Source organism: Nocardioides sp. (assembly GCF_036401255.1).
In the GTDB taxonomy this organism is placed as follows: Bacteria; Actinomycetota; Actinomycetes; order Propionibacteriales; family Nocardioidaceae; genus Nocardioides.
The window spans coordinates 1-16,217 of the sequence record NZ_DASWVI010000287.1 but is presented as its reverse complement, the minus strand read 5'-3'; the positions used below and the strand labels follow the sequence as shown (position 1 = coordinate 16,217).

Genomic DNA, 16,217 nt, shown 5'->3' with positions numbered 1-16,217 from the left:
CTGGCGCCCTCCGGTGCGAACCTCAAGAATCCGGCCTCAGGTGCCGATGTATCTCGAGACGTTGCACCGCGTTCGGGGGTTGGAGCATGACGGCTGGCGCTTCGGCGCACTATGAGGCTCAGCGCTCCCTGCTCGAGGCAGGCGAACACGAGCGCTTGGCGCAACAGGCGCGCCAGCAGGCCGCGCGGTACGAGATCGCCAGCCGCAGTGAAGCCGTTGTGGGCGCTCGCCTGCAGGGTCTGCGCGAACTGGGCTGGTCCGTCTTCGCTGACCGGCGCTGGGCTGGCTCCAAACGGGCGAATGTCGACTTCCTGCTCGTCGGACCCGGCGGCATCGTCGTGGTCGACGTGAAGGCATGGAGAGCACTCGAGGTCCGACACGGGAGCCTGTTCTGCGAAGACGAATGTCGAGACGACGAGGCTCACAAGCTGCTCGGTCTGGTCGACCGAGTGCAGGACTCGGTCGCCGCTCTGGGGATCACCGCGGCGGCCGTGCACCCGGCGCTTGTCTTCTACGGCCAACGCCTGGATGCACGCGCACAGCGGGTCAGCCTGGTCGGCGAGGAGAACGTGGCCAGCTGGGTGACGCGGCTTGGACACCGCTTCGATGACAGTCAGGTCCAGGAGGTCGCTGCGGTCCTCGCGGCCGACTTCCCTGCCTACGGCGTCGAGCGGGACGCGCCGATTGCTGCAGCTCCGGTGCACGTCGTCGTGCCGCGAGCAGTGACGAGCGACGACGCTCTGTTCGACGTCGACGAGCTGGCTTCGGCGATCCTCGAGCGGCACCTCGCCGGTCCCATCGAAGAGTGGATGACGGTGCTGCACCCCGATCAGCTACGCCTCGTCCACACCTCGTGGAGCGGTCCCGCTCGCCTGCGCGGCCCAGCGGGCACGGGCAAGACGGTCGTCGGGCTCCATCGTGCGGTTCATCTGGCTGAGCGCACAGGCATGAGGGTCCTCGTCGTGACCTTCGTCCGGACGCTGCCCGTCGTGCTGTCGCGCCTGTGCCAGCGACTCGCGCCGCAGGTCGAGGGCGAGGTGGACTTCAGCGGGCTGCACCAGCTCGCTGGGACGATCTGCGAGCGCGCGGGTGTGCGCTCACGCGTCGACGGTCGGCGCATCGGCCAGGCGTACGACGACGCCTGGGCGACGGTGGGGCGCGAGACGGTGCTGGCCAGGCTCAACGAGCGGGCGAGCTACTGGCGCGAGGAGATCGACTACGTCATCAAGGGACGGGGGCTGCGCGAGTTCGCGGACTATGCCGCCCTGGCGCGAGTCGGGCGGCGTACTCCGATGCGCGCCGAACATCGAGCGGCCATGTGGGAGCTCTACGTCGAGTACGAGCGCCGGCTGCACGACCGTGGGGTGTGGGACTTCAACGATCTGCTCCTCGTTGCGCGCGATCTCGTCAGACGGGATCCGTCTCTGGCTCCCTACGGCGCGGTCATCGTGGATGAGGTGCAGGACCTCCCTCTCGTGGGTCTCGAACTCCTGCACGCCATTGCCGGCGATGGACCCGACGGGCTGCTCCTCATCGGCGACGGTCAGCAGAACGTCTACCCAGGAGGGTTTCGCCTCAATGAGGCGGGGATCTCGGTTGCCGGGCGCGCGAACGTGCTGAGGGTGAACTATCGGAACACCGCTGAGATCCTCGACGCGGCCGCCATGCTGGTCGCCTCGGACGGCTTCGACGACCTCGACGGAGAGATCCGGCAGGGGCAGCGCGAGACGACCGCGTCGAGGCACGGCCCACCGCCGCTCATCGTGCGCAGCCCGTCGAGGTCTCGGCTCGAAGGGGCGATGATCGCGCAGATCCGTGCGACGCAAGAGCGCCTGCGCGTTCCCTTGGGCGACATGGCGGTCTTGGCCAGAACGCGTCGCGACGTTGACCGTCTGGGCCGCATCTTGACCACGGCAGGACTCGATTGGGTGGATCTCCTCGATTACGACGGCATGACCACGAACCGCCTGAAGATCGGCACGTTCAAGCGCGCCAAGGGGCTCGAGTTCAAGTACGTCCTGCTGCCCAATCTCACGGTCGGATCTGGCGGTCCGTGGGCAGGGGAGTCGGAGGACGCCTATCAGGAGCGCGTCGAACGTGACCGGCGCGAGCTCTTCGTTGGAATGACCCGCGCGCGGGACGGCCTCTGGCTGGGCTACCTCGAACCGAACCCGACGCGCTGATCGACCAGGTCCGTCACCGCAGGTCGACGACGTAGGCGTCGTGGTCGGAGAGTCGGCGCCCGTCCGCGGAGCCGATGACCCGGGACGCTGCTGTCACGGTCATGTCCGTCGGGATCGCGATGTGGTCGATCGACAGCAGCCCTTCGATGCGATGGGCGAGGCTGGCTGTCGGAACGTGCAGGTTGAGCTTCTCGAGAGCGGCGAGGAGCGCCGTTCGGCCGCCGACGCTGCCAGTCCACTCCCGCCCGCTGAGTGCATGGTTCCAGTCTCCGCCCCAGATCAGACGCTCGGTCGGCAGGGCAGGAAGGAGCCAGGACAGGCAGGACTCGGTCCACGCGGCATGGCCTGAGCCGGCCCAGATGTTGCGGGAGCCGGCGCCCTTCCACGGGAGGATCGCGCTGCAGAACGTCCAGCCGTCCACGACCGCCATCGCGCTCGCTGGGTGAGGGTCCGGGAGTGGGGAGATCGCGAGCCGGCTGGCGACACCCGCCCAGCGACGACGCCGCGCCATGAGGGCTGCGCCGAGGTGGAGGCCGTAGCCCGGGATCGACACCCGCTCGCTGACCTCGGTCAACAGCAGGACATCGCAGTCCAGGTCGACTACGAAGCGTTCGTGTTCGGGCGTCCACCGCCCGGCCAGGTTCCAGGTACCGATCCTCACGGATCGATCCCAGCGCATCGTCCGCCGCGTCGCAGGAGAACTTCGCACAGGAAGGCCCTGCGCGGCCGCGTTGTGGGCGGCATCACCCACAACCGCGACATGAAACGCACGGTGGCTCGTCTTGTACCTGGCAACAGCTGATCGAGTCTCGGGAGAGCGCGTGCGGGTGCAGGACGTCAGGACGCTGGTCGTCGGTCTGATGGGGCTGATGGTCGCGGTGGCCGGGCTGGCGACGCCCGCGGCGGCGGAGGCCGTGGACACGCAGGCGCCGGTGGTCACCATCGGGTTCCCGGTGGGGCTGCCCTACTACAGCCGCAACACCTCCCAGGCGACCTTCACCGCCACCGACGACGTCGGGGTGACGCGCACCGAGTGCGCGCTGGACAGCGCGGCGTACGTCGCCTGCACCAGCCCCTGGAGCATCTCGCGGCCCAGCGACGGTCCGCACGAGGTGCACATCCGCGCCACCGACGCCGCCGGCAACACGACCACGGCGACCAAGGCCTTCGTCGAGGACCACACCCCGCCCAACGTCTACGTGTCCGCCAAGCCGGAGTGGATCACCAAGGAGACGACCGCGAGGTTCGCGTGGCGCTTCGCTGACGCCCTGAGTGGGGTCGGGTCCTGGACCTGCGAGCTCGACTACCGGACGACCAGCTGCACGGACACCGGCGTCGAGTTCACCAACCTGGCCGAGGGCACCCACCGGCTGCTGCTGCGGGTGAAGGACCGAGCGGGGAACGGCAACACCAACAACGTCTACTTCGACTGGGACGTCGACACCACGGCTCCCAAGGTGGACGTCACCGCCGCGCCCGCCTCCACGACCCTGGACCGGTCAGCGACCATCGAGTTCACCCTGTCGTCGGAATGGACCTACGCCGCCGCCGAGTGCCAGCTGGACGACCAGCCGGCCCAGCCGTGCACGGCAGGGTCCGTGACGTACGACGATCTGGCACTCGGCGAGCACCGGGTCGTGATCCGCGCGAGCGACCGGGCGGGGAACCTCAGGGAGCGGACCGTGGCCTGGAAGGTCGTCCAGCTCCCGGACGCCCCGGCCGGAGTCACCGTGGTCCCCGGCAGCCAGGAGGCGACCGTGACCTGGACCCCGTCGGAGGCGCACGGGCTGCCGGTGACCGGCTACGTGGTGACCGCGAGCCCCGGCGGCCGCACGGTGACCGTGCCCGCCGACCGCACCGTCGCCGGGATCTCCGGGTTGGACAACGGCACCGCGTACACGTTCACGGTCGCCGCCACCACCTCGCTGTTCGGCCGCTCTGCGCCGTCCGCGCCGTCGGACCCGGTCACACCGGCCGGCTGGCCCGACCTGCCCCGTCAGGTGAGCGCGGAGCGGCGGGACCGAGCCGCACTGGTGACCTGGAGCCCGGCCGACGGCAACGGGGCCCCGGTGCTCGGGTACGCCGTGACGGTCTCGCCCGGCGACCGGACGATCGAGGTGCCCGGCGACCAGACCTCGCTGCTCGTCGACGGGCTCGACGAGGTCGGGCCGTACGCGTTCCGGGTGACGACCACGACGCGGATCGGCACGAGCTCGCCCTCCAGCCCCGTGTCGGTCGTCTTCGCCGAGGTGCCGGACGCACCGATGATGCTGAAGGCCGTGCCGGGCAACCACGCCGCAACGGTGTCGTGGGTCCCGCCGACCGAGGACGGGGGTGCGCCGATCGGCGGCTACACCATCACCGTGCGGCCCGGTGGGCGCACGATCCGCATCGGCACCGAGTCGACCTCGTGGAGCGTGTTCGGGCTGGACAACGGCGCGGCGTACACGCTCACGGTCACCGCTACCAACGCCGCCGGAGACTCCGCACCGTCGGCGCCGTCCAACACCGTCGTGCCGGCCGGGGCGCCCGACCGGGTCGACCGACCGCGCCTGGCGCGGAAGGCGGGCCGCTCCGTCGTGGTTCGGTGGACGGCTCCCGCCGACAACAGCAGCCCGATCAAGCGCTACCGGGTCATGACGAGCGCGGGCCGGTCGCGGACCGTTAGCCCCGGCGTACGCCGGGTGGTGTTCTCCTCGCTGCCGAAGGGGCGGCACACGTTCTGGGTGATCGCCGTCAACGGGATCGGGTCGAGTCGGCCGAGCCCAGCGGCGGCCATCCGGGTGCGGTAGGCGTCCTCCCGGCTCCTCGGCGGCGCGTACGAGGCATGCCACTGTGTGGTGCGTGGTACGTGCGCAAGCGAACGAAGGAGCGCCATGGAGCTGATCGAGCACCGAGCCAAGAAGATCGACCTCCTCCGTGCGGCGGCTGCGGCCGACCCGGAGGTCCAGCCCGACTGGGCGGAGCGAGACCGCCTCCGGCCGGCCCGCGCCCGAGAGCTCCGGGCCATCCTGGAGGACCTCCGCACTAACGGCGACATCGCCGCCTTCAAGGGGGGGCTGGACTCCTGGGCACGGCGGCCGGGGCCGTTCGCGGCGTTCCAGGGCTTCGGCCTGATGTGGATGAACCAGGTCGTCAACTACGCGGTCGAGGACGGTCTCGACCCTGCGCCGGTCCTGGCCGACGCTCTGCACACACCGACCAGCGTCGAGGAGGCGGAGCGGAAGCTGGCGGACCTCGAGTCGTTCGTCTCCGGGCTGTCCCGCAACGGCCATCCGGCGAAGGCGCGCATTCCCTTCGTCGTCTCATTGTTCTGGTCGACGGATCCCGACGATCCCACCTGGCCCTGCTTGTGGCCGAGTGCGTTCGACGCGCTGATCGCGCTGGGGTGGACCTTGACGCGCTCGCAGCGGGAGACGTACCCAGCCTTCCGCGAACTAGCAGCCGCGGCCTGCCCCGCGAACTACCACGAGCTGGATCGCCTGCTGTGGTGGCACCAGCACCGCGGCGCGTTCCCGGGACTCGAGGACGGTCTGACCGAGCTGTGCTCCGAGGCCGCGGCGCTGATGGAGCAGTTCGAGCTCGGACGCGGCTATCCCGATCCGCACACGGAGACCAACGCCCACGCGATGGCGGCCCACCTGCGGGGAGCGCTCCAGACGGCCGGTGCAGCCCTGCTGTCCGAGCTGGAAGCGGCCTCCCGCCTAGACCTGGAGCTGGCGAAGCTGCAGCTGCGGACGGCGTTCAGCAGCGACAAGCCCTACCGAGCCGACGCCTACGCGATGCTGAGCATGCCCGGCGGCATGGGGGCGCCCGGCTTTCGGCTGTGGGTCACCCGCTCTGGCGTCGCGTTCGGGGCCTACGCAGGCTGGCAGCAGGGTGACCACGAGTCGGGTCGCGCGGCCATCGAGCGGGCACGTGGCGAGATCCCGGAGTGGGCGACGTTCTTCGCGTTCCGACCACACCACACCGGCGACCGTCTCCAGCCGGTGGCGGACTATGAGAACGGCGAGGTCTTCGTCGGCCGGTGGTGGCCCGGTACCGAGGCCCTGGGTAGGAGCGACCTGGCCGGGGAGATGCGTGCAGCTGCCGCTGACCTCGCGCCCGTTCTCCGGGCGTTCGCCGGCAGCGGTGAAGAGCCGACGGCGTCGTTGTCGGACGAGCTCGCGGCGCTGGCCGCCGAGTTCAAGAGGTCGCGCCCGTACCCGACGGACCGCGACGAGCTGAACCGCAAACAGCGCGAAGAGATGGCCTCTGCTCTCTCCCCGGATGGGCTCGAGGTCCTCGACACTGACATGTTCCGCAAGCTGATCAACGGCAAGCGGTACGGCAACCCCGGCCCCCAGTCGGTGCTGAACTCTTCGATGGCGGGACTGGACGGGACCGGGCTCACCGACTTCTCCTCGAAGCTCCGAGAGTTCCTGTGGGGCGACGACCCGGTGGAGCTGCGGCTGGACCGAGTCCTCGACTGGAACGACCTCGGCATGCGCGGACTCGGCGAGTCGGTGGCCTTCAAGCTCCTCGCGGTCAGTCAGCCCGACCGGTTCCTCCCCGTGTTCCCACTGAAGGGCGAGATGGGGAAGCTCGCGATGCTGCAGCGTCTCGGCATCCCGCTCCCGAGCTCGGCCGGCAAGTCCGTGGGCACCCTGCACGTCGAGGCCAACGACCTCCTGCGCCGGAACCTCGAGCCCGCCTTCCCAGGCGACCCGTGGGCGATGGCTCAGTTCGGCTACTGGCTGCTCGACCGCCAGCAGGCGCAGCAGGTCGACCCCGAGCGCGACCTGCTCAAGGAGGCGGCCGACGACCTGCTCGTCGAGGTCGAGTTCCTGCGTGAGATCTACGAGTTGCTCGAGGAGCGCGGCCAGGTGGTGTTCTACGGCCCGCCTGGGACCGGCAAGACGTTCCTTGCGGACCGCTTCGCCCGTGCGGTGCAGCCCGACGCCTCCCGGCGAGCGCTCGTGCAGTTCCATCCGTCCACGTCGTACGAGGACTTCTTCGAGGGGTACCGCCCGGTCACGGACGCGAACGGGCAGCTGGTGTACGAGCTCCGCAAGGGCCCACTGGCGCTCATCGCCGAGGCGGCCGAGGCCTCGCCGAGCGTCCCGCACCTCCTGATCATCGACGAGATCAACCGGGCGAATCTGCCCCGAGCACTCGGGGAGCTGCTCTTCCTCCTCGAGTACCGGAACCACACGGTCCGCACGATCTATCGACCCGACGAGCCGTTCGAGCTGCCGAAGAACCTGTGGATCATCGGCACGATGAACACGGCGGACCGCTCGATCGCGATGGTGGACGCGGCGCTGCGTCGACGGTTCGACTTCATCCCGTTCATGCCGCACGAGGGGCCGATGCAAGGTCTCCTGCGCAGTTGGCTCGAGCGCGAGAACGAGCCGCTGTGGGTGGCCGACCTCGTCGACGCGGTGAACGAGCGTCTGATCGCACTGCTCGGCGGGCCGCACCTGCAGATCGGCCACAGCCACTTCATGAAGAAGGGCCTGACGCCGCAGCGGCTCGAGCGGATCTGGCGCTACAACGTCCACCCGATGATCGAGGACCAGCTGTACGGCCGCAGCGGCGAGCTCGCCTGGTTCGACTGGAACCGCCTGGTCAAGGACTTCGCGTCCGTCGGATCGTCCAGCCCGGTCGAGCCCGGTGAGGCGACCGAGGTCTGATGGTGTCGTCGGAAGGCGGGACCATCTGCCGGCTGTCCGAGTACTCGACCTCGGCGCCGCTGCGCGTCGACGACGAGCAACGACGACAGCTGCTGCGCCTGGCAGCGGGCCGGTTCACCGTGCTCGCCGGTCCTGAGGAAGGCTCCGTCCTCCTGCGCAGCACGTCGTTCGTGGGATCGGTGCGGGTCGGTGACCTGACGATCGAGGTGGCCCCCAAGGTGCCCATGCAGAACCTATTCGCCCTCTTCGCGGGCGCCGCGGAGGCGGTCGACTGGGCGCAGGAGCTTGGCTCCTGGGCGCGATCTGAGTTCGTGGAGGGAGTCGCGGCGTTCGTGGTCCGGTCCATCGACGAAGCGACCTCACGCGGGATGCTGCACGGGTACCGCCAGCGCGAAGAGCGAGTGCCGGTGATCCGGGGCCGCCTGCTCGTCGACGAGATCGCGCGGCGTCCGTGGGATCTGGCGCCCGCGCCGTGCCGGTTCGACGACTTCACTGCCGACACGATCGAGAACCGGATCCTCCTGGCATCACTGCGCGAGATGACGAGGTGGCCCTCCATCGACTTCGCCACGCGGCGCCGGATTCGCCGACTGGTGGAGCGATTCAGCGGCGTGGCGGCGATCCCGGCCGCGCACGCCCTCGCCGGCTGGCCGGCCGTCACGCGGCTCAACGAACACCTGTCCGTCGCGTTGGGCCTGGCCCGGCTGGTCCTCGGCAGCTCGGCCATCAGCCACCGGCCGGGTGAGCAGCCGGCGCACGCGTTCCTGGTCGACATGAACGTCGTCTTCGAGCGATGGGTCGCCTCGGAGCTCGCCCGACGACTGGCTCCCCGGGTCGAGGTCCAGGCGCAGTACGCCACCTACCTCGCGCGTGGAGCGCGCGTGCCGATCCGACCCGATCTCGTCTTCACGACGCGCCAGCAGGTCGCGCTGGTCGGCGACACCAAGTACAAGCTCGTCGAGGGGAGCCTGGCCCGGAGCGCCGACTACTACCAGATGCTCGCGTACGCCGTGTCGCTCGGGACTCGCGCCGGGCTGCTCGTGTACTGCTCGGCGGACGACCAGCGCGAGAAGGTCGTGACCGTGCGCAACATCGACAAGGAGCTGATCTGCTACCAGCTGCCGCTGTCGGGCGACGTCCACGATCTCCACCGCCGCATCGCTGACCTGGCGGACTACGTCCGTGAGCTGTGCGAGCGCTCAGAGCTCTCGGCCTGATGGAGGACGGCGAGTCCGAAGCGGTGGTTTCGAGGCTCAGGCGCTGGCGCGCCTTCGCTCCTCAACTACCGATGGGCGACGGCTCGAGGTCCTGGTCGCCGATGGTGCTCAGCAGCTCGAACTGCTCCACGGAGCGGGTCCCGGGGACGGGGGTGAACCACAGCAGCCGCTGGGTGGCGTCCTCGCTCTCCAGCGTCAGGCAGTTGACGGGGAGCTCGCCGAGGGTGGGGTGGATCAGGGTCTTGCGGTCGCGGCGGCGTACGGCGACGTCCTGGCGCTCCCACAGCTCGCGGAACTCCTCCGAGCGCGCGAGCAGGTCATCGACCAGCGCACGCGCGGTGGCGTCGTCGCCGCGGCGGCCGAGGACCGCGCGGAGGTCGGCGACGAACGAGGCGCCGGTGCGCTCGTGCTCGTCGACCGGGTAGCGCGCCCGGGTGGCGGAATCGACGAACCACTCGTGGACGAAGCTCGCCTCGACGCCCTTCGCGGCCGACGGCTCACCGAGCAGCGCGCGGGCCATCCGGTTCTGCACCAGCGTCACGTGCAGGTCGGTGATCACGCGCGCGGGGGTGTCGCCGAGACGGTCGAGCAGGTCGAGCATCGCCGGGTGCACGTGCGCGTGGGCGCCGTGCGCGGTCGGGAGCGGGCGGCCGGCGAGGTGGTAGAGGTGGTCGCGCTCGTCCCGATCGAGCCGCAGCGCCCGGGCGAGCGCGGCGACCATCTGCTCGCTGGGCTGGGCGCCGCGGCCCTGCTCGAGCTCGACGTAGTAGTCGACCGACGCGCCCGCCAGCACGGCGACCTCGTCGCGGCGCAGTCCCGCGACCCGGCGCCGCGGGCCCGCGGGCAGGCCGACGTCCTGCGGGCGGATCCGGTCGCGTCGCGACTTCAAGAACGCGCCGAGCTCGGTGAGGTCCACGGGTCCAGTCTGCCCGGGCGCCGGCGGCAAAGCCTGGGGTCGGCGTCCCCAGGGAGAACGTCCGCTTCCTCAGCCCTCGCGGCCGCGGCACCGTCGAGGCCATGGACACCAGGACAACAGACCGAGTAGCGATCGTCACGGGCGGCTCGCGCGGCATCGGCCGCGCCACCGCTCTCCGGCTGGCCGAGGACGGGTACGCCGTCGTGGTCGGCTACAGCACCAACGAGACCGAGGCCGACAAGGTCGTCGCCCGGATCGAGGAGCGCGGCGGCCGGGCCGTCACCGCGGGCGGCGACGTCTCCGACGAGGCCGTCGTACGGGCGATGTTCGACACCGCCGAGCGGGAGTACGGCGGTGTCGACGCGGTCGTCCACGCGGCCGGTCAGATGCGGCTCGCGCCGGTCGCCGAGCTCGACCTCGACGACCTCGACCGCACCCTGGACGTCAACGTCCGCGGCACGTTCGCCGTCGCCCGGCAGGCCGTACGCCGCCTGCGCGAGCCCGGCTCGCTCGTGCTGTTCTCGACCACGGTCGTGCCGCTCTCGCTCCCGACGTACGGCGCCTACGCCGCCAGCAAGGGCGCCGTCGAGGCGCTCACCCCGATCCTCGCCAAGGAGCTGCGCGGCCGCGACGTCACCGTCAACACGGTCGCCCCCGGCCCGACCGCGACCGACCTGTTCCTCGACGGCAAGTCCGAGGAGCAGGTCGCGAGTCTCGCCAAGCTGCCGCCGCTCGAGCGGCTCGGCACGGCCGAGGACATCGCGGCCACCGTCGCGTTCCTCGTCGGCGCCGACGGCCACTGGGTCAACGGCCAGGTGCTGCGCGCCAACGGGGGGATCATCTGAGATGCCGTTCGCCAACCTGAAGGTCCCCGCCGGGCTCGTCGATGCCGCGCAGAAGCAGCAGTTCATCCACACGATCACCGAGATGTACGTCGCCGCCTTCGGCGAGGACGCCCGCGCCACCACGATGGTCCTCGTCGACGAGGTCCCCGACGGTGGCTGGGGGATCGGGGACCACGTTCTCACCCTCGCCGAGCTGACCGGTTCGGAGCTGACCGGTTCGGAGCTGACCGGCTGAGCGTGGACCTAGGTCCAGGCCGCCACCGCGTGCTCGAGGTTGAGCACGATCGCGGCCGCCGCGAAGTGGTGGTCGCCGGTGGTGGCCTGGGCCCGGGCCACGCTCTCGCGCAGATCCGCGACCGCCGCGCGGGCGGTGTCGGGCTCGGTGTTGTCGCGCAGCAGCGCGGCGACGCGCTCCAGCGCCTCGGCGGTCGTGGCGCGCAGCTCGGTGGCGGTGGTGTCGTCGCGGCGGATCTCGGCCTGCTGGTTGGCCACCAGGGCGAGCACCTCGTCGACACAGCCGGTCAGCCGCTGCAGCGCCTGCGCCCGCGCGTCGTGGTGGTCGGTGGTCTCGGCCCAGCGGGCCGCCTTCCAGTTCGCGCGGCGGGCGTCGCGGGCCTCGTCCATCAGGGCGTCCGCGTCGCGGGCGGTGCGTTCCAGGGAGCGGCGCAGCGCGTTCCAGTCCTTCTCCCCGAGGATCTCCTGCACCAGCGCCTCGGCGAGCTCGTCGAGCTGATCGGCGAGCTGCTCGCGCAGCCGGTCCTGGGCGAGCACCGCGGGGGTCAGCGGCAGTTGGGGGAACACGACGTACACGCCCACACCGACCAGCGCGCCGACCGCGGTGAGCCCGCCGTACGCCGCGGTGTACTCGATCGGGTTGCCGCGACCGGCCACCAGCACGAACATCGCGGCCAGCGGGACCCAGCTGCCCATGCCGCCCGCCAGTCCGGACGCGCCGACCAGGACGCCGGCGACGATCGCCAGCCCGAGCGGGATCGGCTCCGGCAGCGGCAGCGCCTCCGCGGCCAGTGCGAGAGCGGCGCCCAGCAGGATCGCGACCACGACCTCGGTCGCGTTGCGCGCCGAGCGCACCACCGACGTGGACACGACCGACAGGGCGCCGAGCGGTGGGTAGTAGGCGTACTCGGCCACGAAGCCGCCGAAGGGTTGCACCACGAGCCACGCCAGCATCGCCGCCAGGGCGGCCTTGAGGGCGAGGAAGTACTGCGGATGGGTGCGTGCCCGCGTGCGGGCCCGGCGTACGGCGGTGGTGGTGCTCACCGGGGCCCGGTACCCGCTCCTGCCGCCGCCGTCACGCCCGTTGCGATGATGGGCGCGTGGTGAGCCTCGACGTCGACCGGGTCCGGCGGGACTTCCCCGCGCTGTCCGAGGGGGTCGCGCACTTCGACGGCCCCGGCGGGAGCCAGACCCCGCGGCAGGTGGCCGACGCGGTCGCGCGGACCATGACCGCCGGGCTGGCCAATCGTGGCACGGTCACCGCCGCGGAGCGCCGGGCCGAGGAGGTGGTGGCCGGTGCGCGGCGGGCGGTCGCCGACCTGCTGGGCTGCGACGCGGACGGGGTCGTGTTCGCACGATCGATGACCCAGGCGACGTACGACGTCTCGCGCGTGCTCGCCCGGGACTGGCGCGCCGGTGACGAGGTCGTGGTGACCCGGCTCGACCACGACTCGAACATCCGGCCGTGGGTGCAGGCGGCACAGCGGGCCGGCGCGACCGTGCGGTGGGTCGGGTTCGACCGGGAGAGCGGCGAGCTGCCGGTCGACGACGTGCGCGCCGAGCTGTCCGAGCGCACCCGGCTGGTCGCGGTCACCGCGGCATCGAACGTCCTCGGCACCCGCCCCGACGTCGCCGCGATCGCCGCGGCCGCCCACGACGCCGGGGCGCTCGTGTACGTCGACGGCGTGCACCTGACCCCGCACGCGCCGGTGGACGTCGCGGCCCTGGGGGGCGACTTCTTCGCGTGCTCGCCGTACAAGTTCCTCGGGCCGCACCACGGCGTGCTCGCGGCCGCGCCGGAGCTGCTCGAGCGGCTGCAGCCCGACAAGCTGCTGCCCTCGAGCGACCGGGTGCCCGAGCGCTTCGAGCTCGGCACGCTGCCCTACGAGCTGCTCGCGGGCACCACCGCGGCGATCGACCACCTGGCCGGCCTCGCCTCCGGCGCCTCCGACCGGCGGACCCGGGTGCTGGAGTCGATGAGCGCCGTCGAGGAGCACGAGGAGCGGCTGTTCGCGCGCCTGCTCGACGGACTGCGCTCGATCGCAGGAGTGCGGTTGTACGGCGACCCGGCCCGCCGGACACCCACGGCGTACTTCTCCGTCGCCGGGCGGGCGAGCGGCGAGGTCTCCGCGCACCTGGCGGGCCTGGGCGTGAACGCCCCCGCCAGCCACTTCTACGCGATCGAGGCGTCCCGGTGGCTGGGCCTCGGGGACGAGGGCGCGGTGCGGGCCGGCCTGGCGCCGTACACCAACGCCGACGACGTCGACCGGCTGCTCGCCGGGGTTGGTGCGATCGCGCGCTGACGCTCTCCGCTATGCCTCGACCAGTGCCGGCGAGTGATCAGCGTGCCTGGTCATGAAGTCGTACCAGCCGTGCTCGGCCGGCGCGACACCCGCGAGCTGTTCGCGATCACGGTCTCCGACAACCGCGTGACCACCGAGGTGCTGCGTCCAGGTGAGGCGTACGACGAGCCGCCGCTGGCCTACCAGGTCGCGATCGACCGACATCGCAAGCGCCGCATCCGACGCCGCCGGGACTCGCCGGCCGCCCGCGCCCGCAACGGCCAGCGCGTCGTCGAGCCGCGCGGGCGACGCGCTCCGGAGTGAAGGTGTGCGCAAAGTGCTACGATCTGCCACATGGACGCCGTGGCCAGCCGTGACCTGCGCAACCACACCGCCGACGTGCTGCGCCGGGTCGGCGAGGGCGGGGTGGTGGCGGTGACCGTCCGCGGCGAGGTGGTGGCCGAGCTGCACCCGCCGGGTGACGCCCGGCCGCGCTCCTGGCGGCGGGCCGAGCTCGCCGCCTGGCTGACATCGGAGCAGGCCGACGCCGGGCTGCGAGCCGACCTCCGGGTCCTGGCCGGTGAGTCGACCGACGACCTCGGCCCGCTGACGTGACGGCCGCCGGGCTGCTGGACACGAGCGTCTTCATCGCCTCCGAGAGCGGCCGCGAGCTCGCGGTCGACCGGCTGCCGGACGAGAGCCTGGTCTGCGTCGTCACGCTCGCGGAGCTGGAGGCCGGGGTCCTCGCCGCGCCGACGACCGAGATCCGGGCGAAGCGACTGCGCACCGCCCAGCGCGCGGCCTCGATCGTGCCGCTGCCGATCGACGCGCCCGCCGCGGCGACCTGGGCGCGGCTGCGGGTCGTCCTCCACGAGGCGGGACGCAGGATCGGGCTCAACGACCTCTGGATCGCGAGCGTCGCGGTCTCGCGCGACCTGCCGGTCGTCACCCAGGACGACGACTTCGACGTGCTCGCCGAGCTGGGGCTGCTCCAGGTCGTGCGGGTGTGACCGGCCCGGGTGCCGGCCGCTGTCGGCGCTGCGCTCTAGGGTCTTCGGCGACGGGTCGGACCACCCGTGCAGGACGAGGAGAGTGGCATGGATCTGGAGGCGGCGCGCCGGCTCGGGCGCGAGCTGCTCGACGAGCACGGGCTGACCGACTGGACGCTGGTCCTCGACCGCGCCAAGCAGCGCGCCGGGGTCTGCCGCCACCACGTCCGCCAGATCGGGCTGAGCGCGCCCCTGACCGTGCTGCACGCCGAGGCCGACGTGCGCGACACGATCCTCCACGAGATCGCCCACGCGCTGGTCGGCGCGCGCCACGCGCACGACGCGGTGTGGCGGGCGACCGCGCTGCGCATCGGCTGCAGCGGCGAGCGCTGCACCGACCCCAGCCTGCCGACCGTGGCCGGTGACTGGGTCGGCACCTGCTCGGCCGGCCACCGGATCACCCGCCACCGCCGGCCCTCGCGGCCGGGGTCGTGCGCGGAGTGCTCGCCGAGGTTCTCCGTCGACCACCTGATCACCTGGACCTATCGCGGCGAGCCCGCTCCGATGACGGCGTCCTACCGTGCCCAGCTGGCCCGCGCGTTGGCGCGGGACGCCGAACTGGACTCGGAGTCAGCGGCGGAGCCGGCGCTCTTCGAGCTCCCGGTCCGGCCCGGCGACCGGCTGCGCATCTCCTCGCCCGGCAGCAAGTACGACGGCCTCACCGGCACGCTGGTCAAGCGCGGGCGCACCCGCTATCACCTGCAGGTCGGCAGGTCCGTGCTCACCGTGCCGTTCGCGCTGGCGCGACCGGCCTGAGCGCCCGCACCACCGGCGGCCACTCCTCGGGTGGTGTGGCCGGCTTGCTGCCCTCGCACGCACCAGACGTATCTGTCCTCGAGCCGGCGTCTGCGGAACCGATACGTCAGGTGCGTGGACACCACAGCGCCACCGGTCCGACCACCCCCGCGGTTGTCCACAGGTGCCGCGGACCGGTCTTGCCGCACCCGGGATCGAGGCGTTGCCTGGAGGCATGACGTTCTCGGCCTCCCGTCCCACCTCTGCCACCGGTCCCGGCTTCCGCCGTGGCCGCCGGGTCAGCGACCTGATGACCCGCGACTACTACGCCTTCGCCGAGAGCTCGTTCGCCGCCGAGCGTGCGGGCGACGCGGCCTCGGCCCTGGAGTACCACCAGGGCGTCCCGATGTTCCGTCGCAGCAGCCATCGGGTCGTGCTCGAGCAGCTCGTCGGGCTCGCCGAGGAGATGACGCCGTGGCTGTGGGCGCGCTGGGCGGCCTACCAGTGCACCCGCGCGGAGGACCACGGCACCGAGTCCGGGGCCATCGCGCGCGCCGCGCTCGACTACACGATCAGGATGTTCCACGGGGACGACCTCGTCCACGCCTACGAGACCGGAGGAGATCCGGTGCGCGTGACCGCGCAGGTCCTGGGCGAGAGCTGGGTCTACCACCAGGTCTGCACCTACGAGCTCGGCGGCCTCGAGAGCTTCCTCGACACGCTGGCGACGGGGCGCCTGGCCGAGGAGGGCGGCCTGGCCCGATCCTGGACCGGCGCCGGCATGGGTGGCTACCGGCTCGAGTCGGCCGCGCCGGGGCGGCTGGCGGTGCGGGACCTGGCCACGGACGACTCGATCGATCTCCTCGACCTCGGCGCCCACGTCCACGCCGACGCAGGCGGGTGGCTGATCGGGCGCCTGGTCCCGAGCGGCACCGACGCCGCGCTGATGTTCGACACCCGGCCGGTGCCCGTGGACCGGCAGACCGCCGTCGAGGTCGCCGGCGACCGCAGTCGCGGCGCCTGGATCAAGGCGCTGGTCGACGGGATCGACGACGGCCGGGTCGACCCGGCCGTGCTGCAG

15 protein-coding genes are annotated in these 16,217 nt (G+C 71.8%); 12 read left to right on the top strand and 3 right to left on the bottom strand.

Annotated elements, in window-relative coordinates:
- Window positions 1-86: 86 nt before the first annotated feature.
- Complete coding sequence (locus VGD85_RS13570; protein ID WP_331063971.1) at window positions 87-2,183, top strand: nuclease-related domain-containing DEAD/DEAH box helicase; 2,097 nt, start codon at window positions 87-89, stop codon at window positions 2,181-2,183.
- Window positions 2,184-2,196: 13 nt separating this feature from the next.
- On the opposite strand, the gene VGD85_RS13565 is transcribed toward VGD85_RS13570, so the two are convergent.
- A complete protein-coding gene (locus VGD85_RS13565; RefSeq protein ID WP_331063970.1) occupies window positions 2,197-2,844 on the bottom strand; it encodes a hypothetical protein in 648 nt (215 codons plus the stop codon).
- A 166-nt stretch (window positions 2,845-3,010) separates the two neighbouring features.
- Here VGD85_RS13565 and VGD85_RS13560 point away from each other — a divergent pair, with 166 nt between their 5' ends.
- From VGD85_RS13560 to VGD85_RS13550, 3 genes are all read left to right on the top strand, one after another.
- Window positions 3,011-4,975 carry a fibronectin type III domain-containing protein gene (locus tag VGD85_RS13560; RefSeq protein WP_331063969.1) on the top strand — a complete coding sequence of 655 codons (1,965 nt, stop codon included), beginning with the start codon at window positions 3,011-3,013 and terminating at the stop codon, window positions 4,973-4,975.
- An 84-nt stretch (window positions 4,976-5,059) separates the two neighbouring features.
- Window positions 5,060-7,858, top strand: coding sequence for an McrB family protein (locus VGD85_RS13555; RefSeq protein ID WP_331063968.1), 2,799 nt, complete (start codon window positions 5,060-5,062; stop codon window positions 7,856-7,858).
- Window positions 7,858-9,075 (top strand): McrC family protein, encoded by a 1,218-nt coding sequence (locus VGD85_RS13550; RefSeq protein WP_331063967.1) that lies wholly within the window; start codon window positions 7,858-7,860, stop codon window positions 9,073-9,075. The genes VGD85_RS13555 and VGD85_RS13550 overlap by 1 nt, the downstream gene beginning before the upstream one ends.
- A gap of 61 nt (window positions 9,076-9,136) precedes the next feature.
- On the opposite strand, the gene VGD85_RS13545 is transcribed toward VGD85_RS13550, so the two are convergent.
- Window positions 9,137-9,991 carry a helix-turn-helix transcriptional regulator gene (locus VGD85_RS13545; RefSeq protein ID WP_331063966.1) on the bottom strand — a complete coding sequence of 285 codons (855 nt, stop codon included), beginning with the start codon at window positions 9,989-9,991 and terminating at the stop codon, window positions 9,137-9,139.
- 101 nt (window positions 9,992-10,092) lie between these two features.
- On the opposite strand from VGD85_RS13545, the gene VGD85_RS13540 reads away from it, so the two are divergent.
- Together VGD85_RS13540 and VGD85_RS13535 are read left to right on the top strand one after the other, a co-directional pair.
- Window positions 10,093-10,836 carry an SDR family oxidoreductase gene (locus VGD85_RS13540; RefSeq protein ID WP_331063965.1) on the top strand — a complete coding sequence of 248 codons (744 nt, stop codon included), beginning with the start codon at window positions 10,093-10,095 and terminating at the stop codon, window positions 10,834-10,836.
- A gap of 1 nt (window position 10,837) precedes the next feature.
- Complete coding sequence (locus VGD85_RS13535) at window positions 10,838-11,071, top strand: 4-oxalocrotonate tautomerase family protein (RefSeq protein WP_331063964.1); 234 nt, start codon at window positions 10,838-10,840, stop codon at window positions 11,069-11,071.
- 8 nt (window positions 11,072-11,079) lie between these two features.
- Here the strand turns inward: VGD85_RS13535 and VGD85_RS13530 are convergent, their stop codons facing one another.
- Window positions 11,080-12,114: a hypothetical protein gene (locus VGD85_RS13530; RefSeq protein ID WP_331063963.1), complete on the bottom strand. Its 1,035-nt coding sequence runs from the start codon at window positions 12,112-12,114 to the stop codon at window positions 11,080-11,082.
- A gap of 56 nt (window positions 12,115-12,170) precedes the next feature.
- Between VGD85_RS13530 and VGD85_RS13525 the strand changes: the two genes are divergently transcribed.
- From VGD85_RS13525 to VGD85_RS13500, 6 genes are all read left to right on the top strand, one after another.
- On the top strand, window positions 12,171-13,373 hold the full coding sequence (locus tag VGD85_RS13525) for a cysteine desulfurase-like protein (protein WP_331063962.1): 1,203 nt from the start codon (window positions 12,171-12,173) through the stop codon (window positions 13,371-13,373).
- Between the two features lie 42 nt (window positions 13,374-13,415).
- Window positions 13,416-13,676: a hypothetical protein gene (locus VGD85_RS13520; RefSeq protein ID WP_331063961.1), complete on the top strand. Its 261-nt coding sequence runs from the start codon at window positions 13,416-13,418 to the stop codon at window positions 13,674-13,676.
- A gap of 30 nt (window positions 13,677-13,706) precedes the next feature.
- On the top strand, window positions 13,707-13,967 hold the full coding sequence (locus VGD85_RS13515; RefSeq protein ID WP_331063960.1) for a type II toxin-antitoxin system prevent-host-death family antitoxin: 261 nt from the start codon (window positions 13,707-13,709) through the stop codon (window positions 13,965-13,967).
- Entirely contained in the window at window positions 13,964-14,362 is a 399-nt protein-coding gene (locus tag VGD85_RS13510) for a type II toxin-antitoxin system VapC family toxin (RefSeq protein WP_331063959.1), read from the top strand. Before VGD85_RS13515 ends, VGD85_RS13510 begins: the two co-directional genes overlap by 4 nt.
- 87 nt (window positions 14,363-14,449) lie before the next feature.
- Window positions 14,450-15,157, top strand: a complete 708-nt coding sequence (locus VGD85_RS13505; protein WP_331063958.1) for a SprT-like domain-containing protein — start codon at window positions 14,450-14,452, stop codon at window positions 15,155-15,157.
- Between the two features lie 214 nt (window positions 15,158-15,371).
- On the top strand, window positions 15,372-16,217 hold an 846-nt coding region (locus VGD85_RS13500), incomplete at its 3' end, for a hypothetical protein (RefSeq protein ID WP_331063957.1).